This is a genomic window from Nonomuraea sp. NPDC003709 (assembly GCF_040610775.1).
Classification (GTDB): domain Bacteria; phylum Actinomycetota; class Actinomycetes; order Streptosporangiales; family Streptosporangiaceae; genus Nonomuraea; species Nonomuraea angiospora_A.
In genome coordinates, this window is record NZ_JBEXMW010000006.1 from 276,324 (window position 1) to 291,820 (window position 15,497).

The following is a 15,497-nucleotide window of genomic DNA, read 5'->3' on the forward strand; positions in this document are numbered from 1 at the left end:
GACCTGACTCCCTACAGGTCCGGCGTTCCATCGTGTTCCTCCGCGTTCCTCGGCGTTCCTCCGCGTCACACCCGGACACTGCATCCGGCCTTGATCGGTACCGCCAGGACGGCTAACCTGATCGCCGTTCTGCCGGAAGGCGGGGCCGCGCTGCTCGGCCACACCGCCATGGAGTTTGGGACTGACTGACTGACGATGAGCGCGGAAGAGGATTTCAAGCAGGTCGGCGCCGAGCTGGCCGACCTGGGTGTACGGATCTCCAGGATGATGGGGAGTCCGGCGCTCAAAGATCAGGCGGGGAAGGTGTTCGCGAGCCTGCAGCGCGACGGCGCGATGGTGTTCCGGCTGGTCAGGGACACTGCCGAACACGCCGCCGCGCTCCAGCTGGCCGGCGCGTCCCTGTTCGACCCCTCGGGGCAGGGCAGGGCGATGAAGGACTGGGTGGTCGTGCCCCACTCCTCGGCCGAGACGTGGACGGATCTGGCCGAGGCCGCCCTCAGCCGCCCACGCTGATCAATGTGCGTCCATATCCGCGTCTGCCAACATTGCGACGTTCTTCGGCGGCAACCTCATCAACGAGCTCGGCTTCGCGCAGGACAGGACCGTCTGCTACCCGCGGCTGGTCTCGGACGGCACGCTCTTCGACGCGATGCGGGTCGCCACCGCGCTCGGCACGGGCCCCGAAAGCATCCTTCCCTTGAGGCGGAGGCGGCCGAGGAGCGGCAGGAGGCGCTGGCCGACCTCACGCCGTCCGACCTGTTCGCCCACCTGAGCTTTCTCCGCACCGGAGGCGAGGAGGGGCTGATGTACCTGCGATCCGAGCGATCGGGCGGCGACCTGCTCGCCGACAAGGGCTGCACGCTGATCGCCAACTGGGAGGAGGGCCTGGTCGAGTTCGCGGTCGTCCAGGTCGGCGAGCTCGTGGCGGGGCCGCGCCCGTCCTGAAGAACTTATGGCGGGCTGGGAACGGCAGACCCGCCGCGGTGCCGGACGGCAGAAGGCGCAAGGCCACCTGCCGTCGACGCCGCGGCGGATGTGACCGAGCCTGGCCGCCCTGTCGGTCGGTCGGCAGGGCGATCGGTTGGCCCAAGACCCGAGAGCATCGACTCAGCCAGGTCGGCCTCCGGCGGCCCGTTTCCGCCGTATCCCGGTAGCACCCCCGTACTCCACCCCGTACTCCACTCCCGTAGCGGATCACCCGTTCGTCGCGCTCGGCCGGCTCCGTCCGGCCGGGACGGCTGAAAGTGTCGTACCCACTGCCTACGATGCCCTGGTGATCGACTTCGACGGGCTGCGTACCGACCGCTCCTGGCACCTCACCTGGTCCGGCGGCCGGCTCGACGAGGCCGTGTTCCGGCTGGCGCCGCACACGGCCTCCGGCCGCCGCGCGCTGGTGGAGCGGCTCGGCGCGGATGCGACCGACCCGGAGCAGTGGGAGGCCGCGCTGATCGAGGCGCTGCTCACCGACCCGGCCGCGGCCGACCTGCGCCGGTTGGAGTTACATCTCACCGACTTCCACCACTCCGCGTGCCGCGCCACACAGCGGCGCGAGCGGCTGACCAGCCTGTACTTCGGCCACGACTTCACCTATCTGTACGAGCACAGCACCACCTCGACCGGCGCTGCGATCGACCCGCTGAGCCGGCTGCACGAGGGCTTCACAGACGACTCGCGCAACGGCCTGTGGGACGCGCTGCCGGCGCTCCGGGAGTTGACCGCCGAGGGCGGACTGCTGTTCGACGAGATCGACGGCGACGCGCTGACCTCGCTGACCGAGCTGCGGCTGCGCGGCGCGGTGCTCGCCGACGGCGCGGTCTTCCCGCGCAAGGCGCCCAGCGTCGTCACGCTGGCCCTGGAGATCCGCTCGGACGTCTTCGGCACCGAGTGCCCGATCGAGCAGCTCGACGAGCTCGACCCGGCCGGCTACCCCGCCCTGCGGCACCTCGACCTGAGCCGCACGGAGTTCGACGCCGGCGACTTCGGCACCCTCGAAGCGCTCGCCGGGTCCCCCATCCTGCCCCAGCTGGAGAGCCTGAAGATCAAGAGCCTGCAGATCCAGGAACACGAGACGGACGGCGACCCCCTCGAAGCGCTGACCGGTCTGGCCCCCGCCTTCGCCCACCTGGCTCTCTCCGTCGCCGGCGAGATCACCGTCGGGGGCGCAGCCCGCGTCCTGTCTTTACAAACGTGCTAGCCACTGAGGTTGAACTCGTGGTGTCCCGCCACGACTGCCCCTGCTCGCCCAGGCCCGCGCCGTCCTGGCCGCGGCCGTCGCCGCCGACCGAGCGGCCGGAGCCACCTGGGAGGAGATCTCCGCCATCCTGGATGTCAGCCCTGACACCGCCGCCCGCCGCTACCGCACCTGACAGCGGGCCGACCGCGCGGCTCAGTCGAAGCTTGTCGGGAGTGGCGGCTCGCCGTAACCATAGGGGGCCAGGTCGTCACGTTGCATACTGCGGGCGTCCGGTGGGCCGGTAGACCTGGAGCGTTATGCCCTTCGGGAAAGCGCGCGAGTCGACCAGGTCGAGCGCGATGTCCGGGCCGGAGTCGGGGAACAGCCGCGTGCCCTGCCCGACGACCACCGGGACGATGAGCAGATTCATCTCATCGACAAGGTCGTTCTCCAGCAGCCAGCGGATCAGTCTGCCGCTGCCGTGCACCTGCAGCTCACCCCCCGGCTTGTCCTTCAGCTCTGCGATGGCGGCCGCGACGTCTCCGGACAGGACGGTCGTGTCCGCCCATCGCGGTTCGGTGAGCGTGGTCGATGCCACATATTTGGGCCGCGTGTTCAGGGCATCCGCGATGGGGCCGCTGCCCAGATCCATCGTCCCCCAGTAGCCGGCAAAGAACTCATACGTCCACCGGCCGAACAGGAACGCGTCGGCACGCTGGTAGATCTGGTTGACGAGCGTTCCGGCCTGGTCGTCAAAGTGCCCCAGAGCCCACCCGTCGCGCTTGAATCCGGCCATGCGCTCCTCCTTCGACGGGCCGTTTCCCTGCATCACCCCGTCGACAGAGACTTGCGTGGTGGTCGTCAGTTTCATGATCCTGGTTCTCTTTTCGCTGGTCTGGTCGACGGCCGGTTCGACCGGCCCACCGAACTGATTTCACGGCTTGTAACGCTGGTAGCGCTCTCGGCTACCGGACATCAGGCGACTTCGTGGCATGGACCGGCTGTTCGACTCACCTCGACCGCGTTGCGCTTCAGGCCCTCCCACGCGCTGCCGCCTGGCACGGCTTCAACCTCGCCGCCCCGGGGTGCGATGGGAGGTGGGGATAGTCGGCCCTGCCTCCTCCTGGTCACGGCCGCCGTCGACCGTGATCTCGACCGGACCGGGCGTCAGGACCGGTGACGAAGCCGTCCAGGAGAACCGAGTTAGCCGCGATGATTCGATGCATGACGTTCACCTTGTGCTACGAGCTCGCTGGCGAACAGATGCATATGTCACCCGGCGAACAGTGAATTCCGCCAGTGGTGTCCTGGATCGAGGGGACACCGACTGCGGATTCTTCTCCTCTGGTGAAGGGGCACCGGGATCAGCGGCGCGCTCCGCCGCGCCCGCTTGGCGCCGCAACCCGAAAAAGCAGTGGCCGCGCGGGCTCGGGGCCACATACGTTCGCCGCCATGATTGACGCAAACTTCGGGCATCCGCGCCTCGCCGCCATCTACGACCCACTCGATCCGGACCGCAGCGATCTCGACGCGTATCTCGCGATGGCGGAGGAGTTCGGCGCGCGGTCCGTGCTGGACATCGGGTGCGGTACGGGCGTGTTCGCGCTGCTGCTGGCCGAGCGCGGGATTACGGTCACCGGGATCGATCCCGCGCGGGCGTCCGTCGACGTCGCGCGTGGCAAGCCGGGCGCGGAGCGGGTGCGCTGGCTCGACGGCGACGCAGGGGACCTGCCGCCCATGCAGATCGACCTGGTGACGATGACCGGGAACGTCGCCCAGGCGATCGCCGATCCGCAGGCATGGCGTACGACGCTGCGCGGCGCGTACGAGGCGCTGCGGCCCGGCGGGCGGCTTGTCTTCGAGACGCGCGATCCGGCGCAGCGCGTGTGGGAGGAGTGGGCGGAGTGGACCCGCGAGACCACGTACCGCATGACGGACATCCCGGGCGTCGGGCACGTCGAGACCTGGGCCGAGCTGACGGACGTGAGCCTGCCGCTGGTGAGTTTCCGGGGTACGCACGTGTTCGCTGCGGACGGGGACGTACTGACCTCGGAATCGACACTTCGCTTCCGCGAACGTACGGAGATCGAGCGGGACTTGCACGAGCACGGCTTCGTCGTCGAGGACGTACGCGACGCACCCGACCGGCCGGGCAGGGAGTTCGTGTTCGTGGCGCGGCGCGATACCGCGCAGCCCGTCCCTCCCGGAATGCCCTAGGGAGCGTGCGCACCACACAGCGCCGGGCAGACGGGACTTTGACCCGGAGGGCAACGAGTTCTGCGTCCTCGCCTCATCCTGACGCGGAGCCGCAACGACACCCCGACCTGCCCTGGCCCCGGGCGGGTTGGGCTGCGGCGTCTCGGTCGATTCGGGCGGCGAGATCAACTCGCTCGCCAGCTGAAGCGCCAAGTCACAACAATGGACGCCCGCCGGGATCAGGACGTTGATCAGCCGGTCTGGTCCACACGATAGTTCGGCTTGCCTAGATCAACCTCAGATAGCCTGACCACGCTAGATCAACTTTACCCGTCCGAACGGGACAAACCCGTTGCCGTCAATGTGTGAAGGTGACACCGATGTTCAACTACGGCCTTGATCTGTCCGGCATTGAGCTCGACGTTGCTCTGCCCGACTTGGTGGCTGAAGGGGATGAGCTTGACGCCCTGGTATCAGCGCAGGCCGACTGGTCGACGCCTACTCCGGCAGCGGGGTGGACGATCGCCCACCAGATCGCTCATCTTGCTTCAGCTGATGCGAACGTTCTCATCGCTATTCGGACCCCGGAGGCGTTCGACGCTGTGCTGAAGCAGGCGGAGGCCGCGGGCAGCCAATACGCTGATCTCGACGCCGCCGCGGGAGCGGCCAAACCGCGATCGGCACTGCTGGAGCAATGGCGCGCCGGTCGAACCGAGGTGGCGGCGGCGCTACGTGACGTTCCGCTGGACCATGGGTTTCCGTGGTACGGCTCGCAGTTGACCACAGCGCTCATGGTGCCGCTTCGACTGATGGAAACGTGGGCTCACGGGCAGGACGTTTTCGATGCGCTGGGTGTCTCACGCCGTCCGACGGGTCGGCTCCGGCATGTGGCCTCGTTGGGAGTGGTGGGGCGAGAGCTGTCGTTCTATGCTGCCCAATTGCCTGTTCCGGCAGAGCCGTTCCGTGTCGAGCTGACCGGTCCCGACGGCCAAAACTGGGCATGGGGCCCAGCAGATGCCGCGCAACGGGTTCAGGGCAGCGCCCTCGACTTCTGCCTTCGAGTCACCCACCGCAGATCCCGAGCCCAGACCGACCTCACGGCGGTCGGCGATGATGCGCAGACGTGGCTTGACATCGCTCGCGTTTTCCTCTGACGGTGGGCTCGGCCCCGGCCGAGGCCGCCCCGTCGCAGACCGGGCGGCACTGCGTGGTGCGCATCTCGCACGACGCCGAGACGACCTGCCACGCCGGCTTTCGCAAGGCGATCGTGGGCGCATCACCGACGCCCCTGACGACGCCTCCAGACCGCCGCGCTCGAACAGCTCCGTGACTGCCACGAGCGCACCGGCATCGGCCTCATCCTGAATTGCCTCCGTGGCGCGAGTCGGTGTCGGCGTACGGCTCCCCATGCACAGGGACGTACCTGTGCCAGGGCGGTGCTACGTTGCGGTGGCATGGCGACATCCTCCCGGCAGAAGCCGCCGTCCCTTTATGTGATCGATGAGGACTTCGTTCCGCCCGATCGGGGTGACGAGCAGGAAGGGCCTGCGTATGCGGTTCCCGCTGGTGATCCGGACGAGGCCGTGCGGCTCTTCCACCACTACCGGCGGCTGATGGCCCAGATCCTCGGATACGAGGAGGAACTCCCCGAGCCCGCGAGCGAGGAGGGCCTCGCCGCGGTGGAGGAGAAGCTCGGCGTCGTCCTGCCTCCAGACCTCCGCGCGCTATACGGCATCGCCGACGGCGACGGTAACCTCGTCAACCCGCTGTTCGACCGGCACGAGTGGCTCCCTCTTTCCGAGATCGCCGAACAGGATGACGAGTGGCTCGACATCGCGCAGGAATGGCAGTACGAACCCTGGCGCCAGACAGTGTTCGATACCGAGCCCCCGAATACCGTCCGCAGGTCGCCACTGCGTCCGGGCTGGATCCGGTTCGCGTTCGACACCGGCGGCAACTGGCTCGCCGTGGACCTGGATCCCGGGCCGAACGGTCGTCCAGGACAGGTCATCAAGGTCGGAGTCGACTACACGAACGGGCCGACGTACGTCACCGACTCGGTGACCACGTTCCTGCGCCGTCTGGTGGAAGCGCTGGAACGCGGTGACTACCGCCATCACGACAGGAGCCTGTGGATCGACGCGGACCTGCCGGATCTGCCCGGCGAACACTCCACGTACAGCGACAGGCGGCCCTCCCTCGCGCAGGCCATGCAGGCCGGTCCACATGTGCAGGAGGTCCGGGTGGTCGACGTGGAGGATTGCGCGTTCCTCGCCGCGGTGCCCGACGTGTGTTCGCTGGCGCTGTCGAGCAAGGATTCGCCCGACCTGACCCCGCTCGGCGACCGTCCGGTGGAGTATCTGGAGCTCGATGTGGAATCGCCCGACCTGACGGCGCCGACCCGAAACCGGGAGCTGCGTTCGCTGTCGATCACCTGCCCGCGGCCCGTCGAACTGGCTCCGCTCCGTACGGTGCCGAACCTGTGGGCGCTGGACATCGCGGCGGCATCCGTCGCCGACATCGCCACGGTGACCGAGCTGAAGGGACTGCGGTACCTGGAGGTGACCCAGGACCAATGGCGGGAGCTGTCGGAACTCGACGACCTGCCGCCGCTGGCCGTCGTCGGCATCCACCCCCGCCGCCCCGAACGCGAGTGGCCGCTCTCCACAGACTGGGTCACCGTTCATGACGAGCCGCCTTCGCCAACAGCCTGACCCAGTGCCCGGATGGGCCGCTGAGCAGGAGACGCGTGATCGTCACTCCAACTCATGACGAGGGATAAGACGGCTGGTACGCGGCGCATGACGATCCGTTCTCGAGATGGGACAGGGCTTCCAGACCCGCGCCGACCAGCCCCGCGTCCGCACCGAGTGAGGCCGGGAGTATCGGTGCGGCGGACGGGCCCGGCAGGGTCTCGGCGCGGTAGGCGGCCTCCATCGGCCGGAGCAGCGCCGGGCCGAGCATCGAGACCCCGCCCGCGATGACGATCGCGTCGGGGTCGATCAGGTTGGCGGCGCCGGCCAGCACGCGGCCCATGAGCGTCGCCGCGTCGGTGATCACGTGGGAGCCGAGCCGGCCGATCTCGGCGAGCGGGAGCGCCTGACCGGTCTCCTCCCGGTAGGCGCGTTCGATCGCGGGTCCGGACGCGTGGGCCTCGATGTGGTCGAGCGCTCCGCACGAGCAGCGCACGCCCGCGGTCGTCGGTGCGGGGAGGTGGCCGATGCTGCCCGCGGTTCCCGAGACCCCCGTCCGGACCCGGCCCTCGACGCACACCGCGCCGCCGATGCCCGTTCCGATGGCGACGACCAGCGCCGTACGGGCGCCGCGGGCGGCCCCGGCCCGCGCCTCGGCGGCTCCGGCGGCATGGCAGTCGTTCAGGACGACCGTGGGGAGCGCGAACGTGCGCTCGGCGGCGCCCTTGACGTCGGTGCCCGCCCAGCCGGTGAGCAGGTCGGTCGCCGAGGCGATGCGCCCCTGCGGATCGACGGTGCCGGCGGTGCCGATCCCGCAGACCGCGGCCCGCTTCACCAGCGGCCGGGCGAGCTCGAAGACGGTCTCGAGGATCTCCGGACCGGCGGGGGTGGCCGTCCTGCGGTGCTCGACGAGTGTGCCGTCCGCCGCCACGAGCCCAGCCGCGATCTTGGTGCCGCCGATGTCGACGGCCAGCGCGAGCGGCGTCATCGCGGTGCCGCGGTGGCCAGGCGCCGGGTGATGGAGATGGGGTCGGTGATCGCGCCGCCGACCACGACGGCCCACGCGCCTGCCGCGAACGCCTGCCGTACCTGCTGCTCGGTGCGGTAGCGGCCCTCGGCGATCACCCGCACCCCGCGCGAGGCGAGCGCGCCGACCAGGTGCAGGTCGGGGTCGTGCGGCGTGGGGAGTTGGCGGGCGGTGTAGCCGGACAGCGTGGTGCCGACGACGTCCGGGCCCGCCGCCCAGGCGTCCAGGCCCTCGTCGAGGGTCGAGACGTCCCCCATGACGGGCAGGCCCAGCGCGTGGATCTCCTCGATCAGCTTCAGCCCCGGCCCGGGGGTCTCCGGCGTGAGGTCCACGGCGATCATGTCCGCGCCGGCCTCGGCGAGCCCGGCCGCCAGCTCCAGCGTCGGCGTGATCACGTCCCGGTGGCCGTGCCTGACCTTGTGCAGGCCGATGACCGGCGACGTCGTACGGCGGCGCACCGCGGCGACGTCCTCGGCCGAGTTGACCCGCAGCCCGGCCGCCCCGCCGAGCACGGCGCACTCGGCCAGCCGGGCGATCACCTCGGGATCGCGTAACGGATGCCCGGCCGGAGCCTGGCAGGAGACGACCAGCCCGCCGCGCAGCTCCTTCATTTGAGCGCCCCCGTGGAGACGCCGCCCACGAAGTAGCGCTGACCGGCGATGAAGATCAGCAGGGCGGGGATCGTGAACATGACGCAGGCGGCCATCAGCGGCCCCCAGGCGACGTCGTGCTCGGCGAAGAAGGCGTACAGACCGATGGACAAGGTGTACTTCTCGCTGTCGTTGAGGTAGATGAGCGGGTTGAGGAAGTCCGTCCACGTCCACACGAACTGGAAGACCGCGGAGGTCACCAGCGCGGGACGGGCCAGCGGCAGCACGATCGACCAGTAGATGCGCAGCTCGTTCGCGCCGTCGAGGCGGGCGGCGGCGATCAGGTCGTTCGGCACGCTCATCAGGAACTGCCGGATCATGAAGATGAGGAACGGCGTGCCGAAGAAGGCGGGGGCGATCAGCGGCCAGTACGTGTCGCCCGCGTTCAGCCCGTTCCACAGCAGGTAGACGGGGATCATGGTGACCTGCGGCGGCAGCATCATCGTGGCGAGCACCACGGCAAGCAGCGCGCTGCGCCCACGCCACGTCACCTTCGACAGCGGGCAGGCCAGCAGCGTGCCGATCACGTTGGCGGCCCGGGTGAACAGCGTGTTGCCGAGGTAACGCCAGATCGGGATCTGCTCGAAGGCGGCGGCGAAGTTGTCCCACGTCCACTCGGCCGGCAGCAGCCGGGGCGGCGCGTGGAAGATGTCGCCGGGCAGCTTGAACGCCGTGCTCAGCATCGCCAGGAACGGGAAGACGAACAGCAGCACGAGCCCGGCGACCACCAGCCGCCGGCCGTTAGCGCGAACCATAGTGCACCCACCTGCGCGAGCTCAGCAGCAGCAGGGCCGTGATGATCAGCGTGACGAGGAACAGCACCCACGCCATGGCCGAGGCGTAGCCCATCTTCAGGAACACGAACGCGTTCTGGAACAGGTACATGGAGTAGCTGAGCATGGTGTCCCCCGGGCCACCGCTGCTGGTGTTGAGGCGCTCCTGCGTGAGCAGGTACGGCTGCGCGAAGATCTGCAGGAATCCGATGAAGGTGACGATGACCTGGAAGAGCGTGATCGGCGACAACATCGGCCAGGTGACGTGCCGGAACCGGCGCCACGTCCCGGACCCGTCGATGGCCGCGGCCTCGTACAACTCGGCGGGCACGTCCTTGAGCGCCGCCAAGTAGATGACCATGGTGCCGCCGACCGTCCACAGCGACATCAGCACGATCGCGGGCCGCGACCAGTCGGGGCTCTCCAGCCACAGCGGGGCGGGCAGCCCGAGCAGGCCGAATCCCCAGTTGACGAAGCCGTACTGGGCGTTGAGCAGCCACCGCCACAGGTAGCCGCCGACCACGACCGGCACGATCGTCGGCAGGTAGACCAGCGCCCGGAACAGCGGCTGCCCGCGCACCGGCAGATTGAGCACGTGCGCCCCGGCCAGCGCGATCCCGATGGTCAGCGGGACGCCGAGCGCGGTGAGGTAGAGCGTGTTGCCCAGGCTCTGCCACAGCCGCTCGTCGCCCAGCATCCTCAACGCGGCGGCCTCCTGCCGGTGCTTGGAGTTGGCCGGGATGAACAGCGTGCTCGCGGTCAGCTGGGTGGTGCCGTCGAGGTCGGGCCGGGCGACGGGGATGGGGCTGACGCCCCATTCGAGCCCGGGCGCGTTCTTCGGGATCGACACGGCCTGCCACTCGCCGTCGATGACCATGGCGACCTTGCCGGTGTAGAAGGGGTCCTGGGCCGACATGTACTGGCCCCACCCGGCCTTGAACGCGCTGACCTTGTCGGCGCCGTACTTCTTGGTGATGTTGTCCTGCCAGAACCTCAGCGCCGCCAGGTTGCCGGGATCGCCGGGGGTCGGGGCCGGGTTGGCCGGTTCGGTGCCGTCCCAGGTGCCGCCGAAGGCGTAGCCGAGCGTGGTGATGGAGGTCGAGAGGCTGGGGTTGCCCAGGCCGAGCTGGGTGATGGCGCCCTTGCCGTCGGTCTTGGTGAGCTTGGGGATGGCCGCGGCGAGCTCGTCCATGGTCGTGGGCGGCTGGACCCCGGCCGCGGTGAGCAGTTTCTTGTTGTAGACGAGCTGGAACGAAGACGTCACGTTCCCCTGGAACCGATCCTTCGAGATCGACTTCACGCTGGTACGGCGGGGCGGCCCGCACGATCGCTGAGAGTGTGAAGCCGTGCCTCCTCAACCGGCTCATTTCAGAGATCGCCTCAGAGATCACCGACGATCAAGTAAGCTCACCCGAATTCGGGGGCTTGATCAGTCAAATTCGTCGTGCCTGTTGGAGGACGATGGTGAACGGGGAAACGAACATGAGCCCGGAGGTGCGGCGGCTCGGATCGCCTGGCCTGGTCAGACAGTCGGATCTGCGGGCCGCGCTGACCATGCTGGCCGCAGGTCCGGCCGGGCTTGTGATCAACGGGGGCGCGGGGGCGGGCAAGAGCGCCCTGGCTCGCCAGGTGCTCGGGCGGCTTCAGGCCGATGGCTGGGGGGCAGCCGCCGTGGTGGGCCGATGGGCTCCGCAAACGCTGTTCCGAGGTGTCACAGAGGCCTTCTTAGGTTGGGGCGAGGAGCTCTCCCCGGAACAAGCGCGCATCATAGGGACCCTGGGCCTGGCTCCGTCGGACGACGCCATGCTGGACACGACCTGCCAACTCCTGAAGAGCTTCCCCCTCGTCCTGCTCTTCGACGACCTGGGCCAGAACCTCGACGGCACGGGCTACCTGGATCCCGGCTTCGGCGAGGTCTTCGACCGACTGTGCCAGGCCGCCGACCGGGGCCGGGTGCTGGTGACCAGCCGGACGCCGCTACCGCCGTCGACCGCGGGCAACCGGCTCGGTGTCCTGCGGCTCGACCCTTTGGACCTCACCGCGGGAACCGAGCTGGCAGCCGGACTGCCCTTCCTGTCCACAGTGGATCCGGCCACCCGCGAGCGAGTGGTCCGCGCGACCGCGGCGCATCCACGGTCCCTGCAACTGGTCGACGCCTGGCTGTCCGCGAACCCCGATAGTGCGGGGGCGCGGCTCGCGGCCGTGACGCAGGGGGCCGCACCGCTCGACCTCATCTTGGCCGAGCTGACAGGGCAACAGCGAGAGACCCTGCTCCAGGCCGCGATCTCCACCTTCCCCGTCACCGCGTACGACCTGGCCGTCGCCTGCGACACCAGCAAGCCGGACCGGAGGGAGCGCCCGAAGCCCAAGCGGGCGGCGCTCAACAGCGTGCAGGCCACCGCGGCCCGGCTCGCCGAGCTCGGGCTGCTCAACGCGTGGGAGGGGTGGGACGGGGACACCGTCTACTTCGCCGACCGCTGGATCGCGGAGACGCTGGCGCCGCACCAGGGCCCCGCGATCGCCGACCGTCACGAACGCGCCATGAACATGCACTACAGCCGGACACACGGCGACGGCACGTTCGACGACTACGTGGGGGTCTGCCGGCACCTGGTGGCGGTCGACGGGATGGGTGACCTGACACACTTCGTCCTCGCCGTCATCGAGAGCCTGGAGCCAGACTTCGAGTACGCGGGTATGGCGCTCCTGGGAGAGATCGCGCCGTACGTGTCGGCGGCCAACGGCCATCACCGCCCCATCCGTGACAATCTGGTCGCCATGTTGATCCGGCACAACTTCCCGCGCGCCGCGCGAGAGGTGGCCGAACGGTCGCTGTCCGCCGTCAAGGAGTGGGCCGTCACCCACCCGCAGCGCGACGAGGCCAGGTTCTGCCTCGGCGCCGCGCACGACACCTGCGGCCAGGCCCGGTTCGCCGACGGCCAGTTGGTGGCAGCCGAGGCCGTGCTCACGGTCGCCGTGGACATCTACCACGAGCTCGCGGCCGAGCACCCGACCTTCATGGAAGCAGACCAGCGGCTCGCCAACTCGTTGCAGCACCTCGGCGAGGTCTACCGCGCTCTCGACCTGCCGGAGCACAAGGACAAGGAATACGAGATCTGGGCCGAGTGCTCTGCGATCCGTACCCGGCTCTTCCAGGCGAATACGAGCCCGGAAACGGCCATGGAGGCCGGTCTGGCCTTCCAGCGCCTCGCCGACCTGGCCAAGGGCAACGGCGATCGGGACAACGCGCTGAAACTGCTGAGCACTCGCCTCGCGATGACGGAGGCGATGACGGACATGTATCCGTACGATGAGGAGCTCGCCGCGGAACTCGCCAGCGCGAGGGAGGACGTCGCCGCGCTCGACCCCTACACCACCGACGGTCCTGAGCGGGTGGGGCATCTCGACGGGGAGGCCGGCGTGGCGACGGTTGTCGGGATCCTGAGGCAGGGGCCGTTCGCCTTCAATCAGTGGCGCGCCGACAACCCGGAGGAAGAACTCGATCTTGCCGGCGCCGATCTGCGCGGATTGGACCTCGACAAGATGGTCTTCGCCGGCGCCAACCTCGCCGGCGCGGATCTGTCGCGAGCCTCCGCACGCGGCGCCATCTTCTCCGGTGCCGACCTGACCGGTGCCAATCTGGCCGGCGCCGACCTCACCAAGGCGGGGTTCGGCTTCAGCGAGATGGTCAACGCGACCATCGCCTTCACTCGGTTGGGCAGTGCGATGATCCAGCCGGCGACCTTGACCGATGCGGTATTCACCGGTGCGATCCTCGACCACACTTCGTTCCGTGAGTGTGACCTGGACGGCGTCGACCTGCGGGGATGCGACCTGAGCACGCTGGACCTCAAGCGCTCAGGCCTGGACGGCGCGATCACCGGCATGCCGTAGCACCGCCTGGTGACGGCGGGACGGTGGCGGCCTTCACGCGTCGTCGAAGTCGGCTTCGAACTGGTAGGCGACGGTCAGATGCCGGACGCCGTGGAAGTCGACGAGCGTGCGGATGTCGCCCACGTCAGCGTGAGCAGCGAGCCGCTGCGGGTTCCGAGCCCGGCCAGCATGGCCACCGCGGCGGCCGCGTCCGGGCGGGTCTCGGCGAGCGTGCGCGCCCCTTCACGGACCTGCCCGGCCTCCGTCTTGGACAGCGGGAACGTGCGGCCCCCTCGGGGCGTGGGCGGCGGCTCCACGTACATGGCCGGGTCCGTGGCGGACGTCAGCGTGGTGCACGTCGAAGGCCGAGCGGTCACGATGATGATGTCACCATGATCTGAACCTCTCCCGGCCACTCTAATAACAGAGCACGCGCTCCAAAATGATGTATCTTGTGGGTGGCCCATTCTGACCGGAGCCATTACCGGAAGTAATGAGGCCGCAGCAGGACAACAGCGATCTGGGACAGGAATTCCATGCGAAAAGGGTTAGTCAGCGCTCTCTTGGCGGGTGTGATGCTCGCTACCGTGACCACCACGGCCGCCTCGGCCAAACCGGACCCCCAGCCGGCCGCCCCCGCCCCGGTCGGCTGGGCGGCGTGCGGCGACCATGGCGGCGAGTGCGCCACGATCAAGGTGCCGGTCGACTACGCGAACCCCTCGGGCCCGTCCCTTGACCTGGCGATCGGCCGGCTCAAGGCGCTCAATCCGGCCAAGCGGATCGGCGTGCTGATCGTGCACCCCGGCGGGCCCGACGCCTCCGGGATCAACCCGTTCATCCTCCGCAACGCCATCCCCGCCGAGAGCGCGCTGCGCCAGTACTTCGACCTGGTCAGCGTGGACCCGCGGGGCGTCGCCCGGAGCAACCCGATCCAGTGCGACCGGGACCTGGTGGAGCGGATGCCGGTCACCTACCCGGCCGACGAGAGCGAGTACGAGGCCTGGCTGGCCTACAACGCGAAGCTGTCGCACAACTGCCGCGAGCGCACCGGCCCGGTGTTCGACCACGTGGACACCACGAGCGCCGCCCGTGACGTGGACGCCATCCGCGCCGCGCTGGGCGAGCGGCAGATCAGCTTCTTCGCCATCTCGTACGGCACCCAGGTCGGCCAGCAGTACGCGGAGCTGTTCCCGCGCAACCTGCGGGCCATGGCGATCGACTCGAACATGGACCACAGCATCACCTCCGCCTTCCGCTACCTGCAGACGACCACCGAGGACTTCGAGGGCTCGTTCAAGGCGTTCGTCACGTGGTGCGGCGAGACGCAGGCCTGCCCGCTCAGCGGCGAGAACGTCACGGCGATCTGGGACGGGCTGCACCGCAAGGCGGCCGAGGGGACGCTGAAGGACCCCTCCACCGGTGATCCGATCACGGCCGAGCAGCTGCGCATGTTCCTGTTCGACGGCATGTACGACCCGGCGGGCAGCTGGTTCGAGGTCGCGACGACCCTGAAGGCCCTCGATGCCGGCAAGGCCGCCACGCTCCGCGCCTTCGCCACGCCGAAGGCGGAGACCGTCAGCTACGCCTACCCGGCCATCTGGTGCTCCGACTGGAAGTGGCGGATCAGCAGCTTCAGGGAGCTCGACCAGTACCGCAAGGCGCTCGAGGCGCTCTACCCGCACACCAAGCTGTCACCGTTCTGGTCGGACGTCGTCTACTGTCTGGGCTGGCAGGGCAAGGTCACCAACCCTCAGCACCGGCTGGACATTTCGGGAGCCCCGCCGGTCCTGCTGCCCAAGGCCCGCCGCGACGTCGGCACCCCGGCGGCCTGGAACTACGCCGCGGCCGCGCAGATCCCCAACGTGAGGATCCTCGAGTACGACGGCGTGGGCCACGGCCAGTACCGCAACAGCACCTGCGCCCGCAACCACATCGAGACGTACCTGACGAGCCTGAAGCTGCCGCCGAACGGCACGCACTGCGCTCCCGAGTACCCCTCGCAACCGCCCACCTCCGTGCGCCGCCCCCGAGAGGAGCGACCGCTCTCGGTGACCGGCAGGCCCCTGCACTGAGCCGGTCAACGGGCGGGCGGTGCCCGCCCACCCCCTTTGA

At 69.1% G+C, this 15,497-nt stretch carries 14 protein-coding genes; 8 read left to right on the plus strand and 6 right to left on the minus strand.

The features are described 5' to 3' along the window. Positions 1–195: 195 nt before the first annotated feature. The 3 genes from ABZX61_RS20595 to ABZX61_RS20605 all read left to right on the plus strand — a co-directional run bounded on the left by ABZX61_RS20595 (position 196) and on the right by ABZX61_RS20605 (position 2,194). Positions 196–513 carry a hypothetical protein gene (locus ABZX61_RS20595; RefSeq protein WP_350730718.1) on the plus strand — a complete coding sequence of 106 codons (318 nt, stop codon included), beginning with the start codon at positions 196–198 and terminating at the stop codon, positions 511–513. Between the two features lie 291 nt (positions 514–804). Continuing rightward, the gene (locus tag ABZX61_RS20600) at positions 805–945 is read left to right on the plus strand and encodes a hypothetical protein (RefSeq protein ID WP_355196640.1); all 141 of its coding nucleotides are present in this window, start codon (positions 805–807) and stop codon (positions 943–945) included. Between the two features lie 328 nt (positions 946–1,273). After that, positions 1,274–2,194 carry a hypothetical protein gene (locus ABZX61_RS20605; RefSeq protein WP_355196642.1) on the plus strand — a complete coding sequence of 307 codons (921 nt, stop codon included), beginning with the start codon at positions 1,274–1,276 and terminating at the stop codon, positions 2,192–2,194. A gap of 247 nt (positions 2,195–2,441) precedes the next feature. Here ABZX61_RS20605 and ABZX61_RS20610 read toward each other — a convergent pair whose 3' ends face one another. Next, positions 2,442–3,044 carry a dihydrofolate reductase family protein gene (locus ABZX61_RS20610; protein ID WP_355196644.1) on the minus strand — a complete coding sequence of 201 codons (603 nt, stop codon included), beginning with the start codon at positions 3,042–3,044 and terminating at the stop codon, positions 2,442–2,444. Between the two features lie 581 nt (positions 3,045–3,625). Between ABZX61_RS20610 and ABZX61_RS20615 the strand changes: the two genes are divergently transcribed. The 3 genes from ABZX61_RS20615 (at position 3,626) to ABZX61_RS20625 (ending at position 7,083) form a co-directional block, all read left to right on the plus strand. Continuing rightward, positions 3,626–4,390: a class I SAM-dependent methyltransferase gene (locus ABZX61_RS20615; protein ID WP_355196646.1), complete on the plus strand. Its 765-nt coding sequence runs from the start codon at positions 3,626–3,628 to the stop codon at positions 4,388–4,390. A 359-nt stretch (positions 4,391–4,749) separates the two neighbouring features. Further along, complete coding sequence (locus ABZX61_RS20620; protein ID WP_355196648.1) at positions 4,750–5,523, plus strand: TIGR03084 family metal-binding protein; 774 nt, start codon at positions 4,750–4,752, stop codon at positions 5,521–5,523. Between the two features lie 300 nt (positions 5,524–5,823). Beyond that, entirely contained in the window at positions 5,824–7,083 is a 1,260-nt protein-coding gene (locus tag ABZX61_RS20625; protein ID WP_355196650.1) for an SMI1/KNR4 family protein, read from the plus strand. Positions 7,084–7,135: 52 nt separating this feature from the next. Here the strand turns inward: ABZX61_RS20625 and ABZX61_RS20630 are convergent, their stop codons facing one another. Genes ABZX61_RS20630 through ABZX61_RS20645 form a run of 4 tightly spaced genes read right to left on the minus strand, consistent with a single transcriptional unit; the run spans position 7,136 to position 10,812 of the window. Continuing rightward, complete coding sequence (locus ABZX61_RS20630) at positions 7,136–8,050, minus strand: ROK family protein (protein ID WP_355196652.1); 915 nt, start codon at positions 8,048–8,050, stop codon at positions 7,136–7,138. Further along, complete coding sequence (locus tag ABZX61_RS20635) at positions 8,047–8,700, minus strand: putative N-acetylmannosamine-6-phosphate 2-epimerase (RefSeq protein WP_355196654.1); 654 nt, start codon at positions 8,698–8,700, stop codon at positions 8,047–8,049. Before ABZX61_RS20635 ends, ABZX61_RS20630 begins: the two co-directional genes overlap by 4 nt. Further along, on the minus strand, positions 8,697–9,494 hold the full coding sequence (locus ABZX61_RS20640; RefSeq protein WP_355196656.1) for a carbohydrate ABC transporter permease: 798 nt from the start codon (positions 9,492–9,494) through the stop codon (positions 8,697–8,699). The genes ABZX61_RS20635 and ABZX61_RS20640 overlap by 4 nt, the downstream gene beginning before the upstream one ends. Continuing rightward, positions 9,481–10,812 (minus strand): extracellular solute-binding protein, encoded by a 1,332-nt coding sequence (locus ABZX61_RS20645; RefSeq protein WP_355196658.1) that lies wholly within the window; start codon positions 10,810–10,812, stop codon positions 9,481–9,483. The genes ABZX61_RS20640 and ABZX61_RS20645 overlap by 14 nt, the downstream gene beginning before the upstream one ends. Positions 10,813–10,994: 182 nt before the next feature. Between ABZX61_RS20645 and ABZX61_RS20650 the strand changes: the two genes are divergently transcribed. Beyond that, positions 10,995–13,406: a pentapeptide repeat-containing protein gene (locus ABZX61_RS20650; RefSeq protein ID WP_355196660.1), complete on the plus strand. Its 2,412-nt coding sequence runs from the start codon at positions 10,995–10,997 to the stop codon at positions 13,404–13,406. Positions 13,407–13,480: 74 nt separating this feature from the next. Here ABZX61_RS20650 and ABZX61_RS20655 read toward each other — a convergent pair whose 3' ends face one another. Continuing rightward, on the minus strand, positions 13,481–13,762 hold the full coding sequence (locus tag ABZX61_RS20655; protein ID WP_355196663.1) for a hypothetical protein: 282 nt from the start codon (positions 13,760–13,762) through the stop codon (positions 13,481–13,483). A gap of 210 nt (positions 13,763–13,972) precedes the next feature. Between ABZX61_RS20655 and ABZX61_RS20660 the strand changes: the two genes are divergently transcribed. Next, on the plus strand, positions 13,973–15,457 hold the full coding sequence (locus ABZX61_RS20660) for an alpha/beta fold hydrolase (RefSeq protein WP_355196665.1): 1,485 nt from the start codon (positions 13,973–13,975) through the stop codon (positions 15,455–15,457). Positions 15,458–15,497 lie beyond the last annotated feature (40 nt).

Coding starts and splice junctions, on each gene's coding strand:
- ABZX61_RS20640 (WP_355196656.1), bottom strand. CDS start 9,494: ATGGTTCGCGCTAACGGCCGGCGGCTGGTGGTCGCCGGGCTCGTGCTG.
- ABZX61_RS20600 (WP_355196640.1), top strand. CDS start 805: ATGTACCTGCGATCCGAGCGATCGGGCGGCGACCTGCTCGCCGACAAG.
- ABZX61_RS20650 (WP_355196660.1), top strand. CDS start 10,995: ATGAGCCCGGAGGTGCGGCGGCTCGGATCGCCTGGCCTGGTCAGACAG.
- ABZX61_RS20620 (WP_355196648.1), top strand. CDS start 4,750: ATGTTCAACTACGGCCTTGATCTGTCCGGCATTGAGCTCGACGTTGCT.
- ABZX61_RS20635 (WP_355196654.1), bottom strand. CDS start 8,700: ATGAAGGAGCTGCGCGGCGGGCTGGTCGTCTCCTGCCAGGCTCCGGCC.
- ABZX61_RS20610 (WP_355196644.1), bottom strand. CDS start 3,044: ATGAAACTGACGACCACCACGCAAGTCTCTGTCGACGGGGTGATGCAG.
- ABZX61_RS20625 (WP_355196650.1), top strand. CDS start 5,824: ATGGCGACATCCTCCCGGCAGAAGCCGCCGTCCCTTTATGTGATCGAT.
- ABZX61_RS20595 (WP_350730718.1), top strand. CDS start 196: ATGAGCGCGGAAGAGGATTTCAAGCAGGTCGGCGCCGAGCTGGCCGAC.
- ABZX61_RS20630 (WP_355196652.1), bottom strand. CDS start 8,050: ATGACGCCGCTCGCGCTGGCCGTCGACATCGGCGGCACCAAGATCGCG.
- ABZX61_RS20615 (WP_355196646.1), top strand. CDS start 3,626: ATGATTGACGCAAACTTCGGGCATCCGCGCCTCGCCGCCATCTACGAC.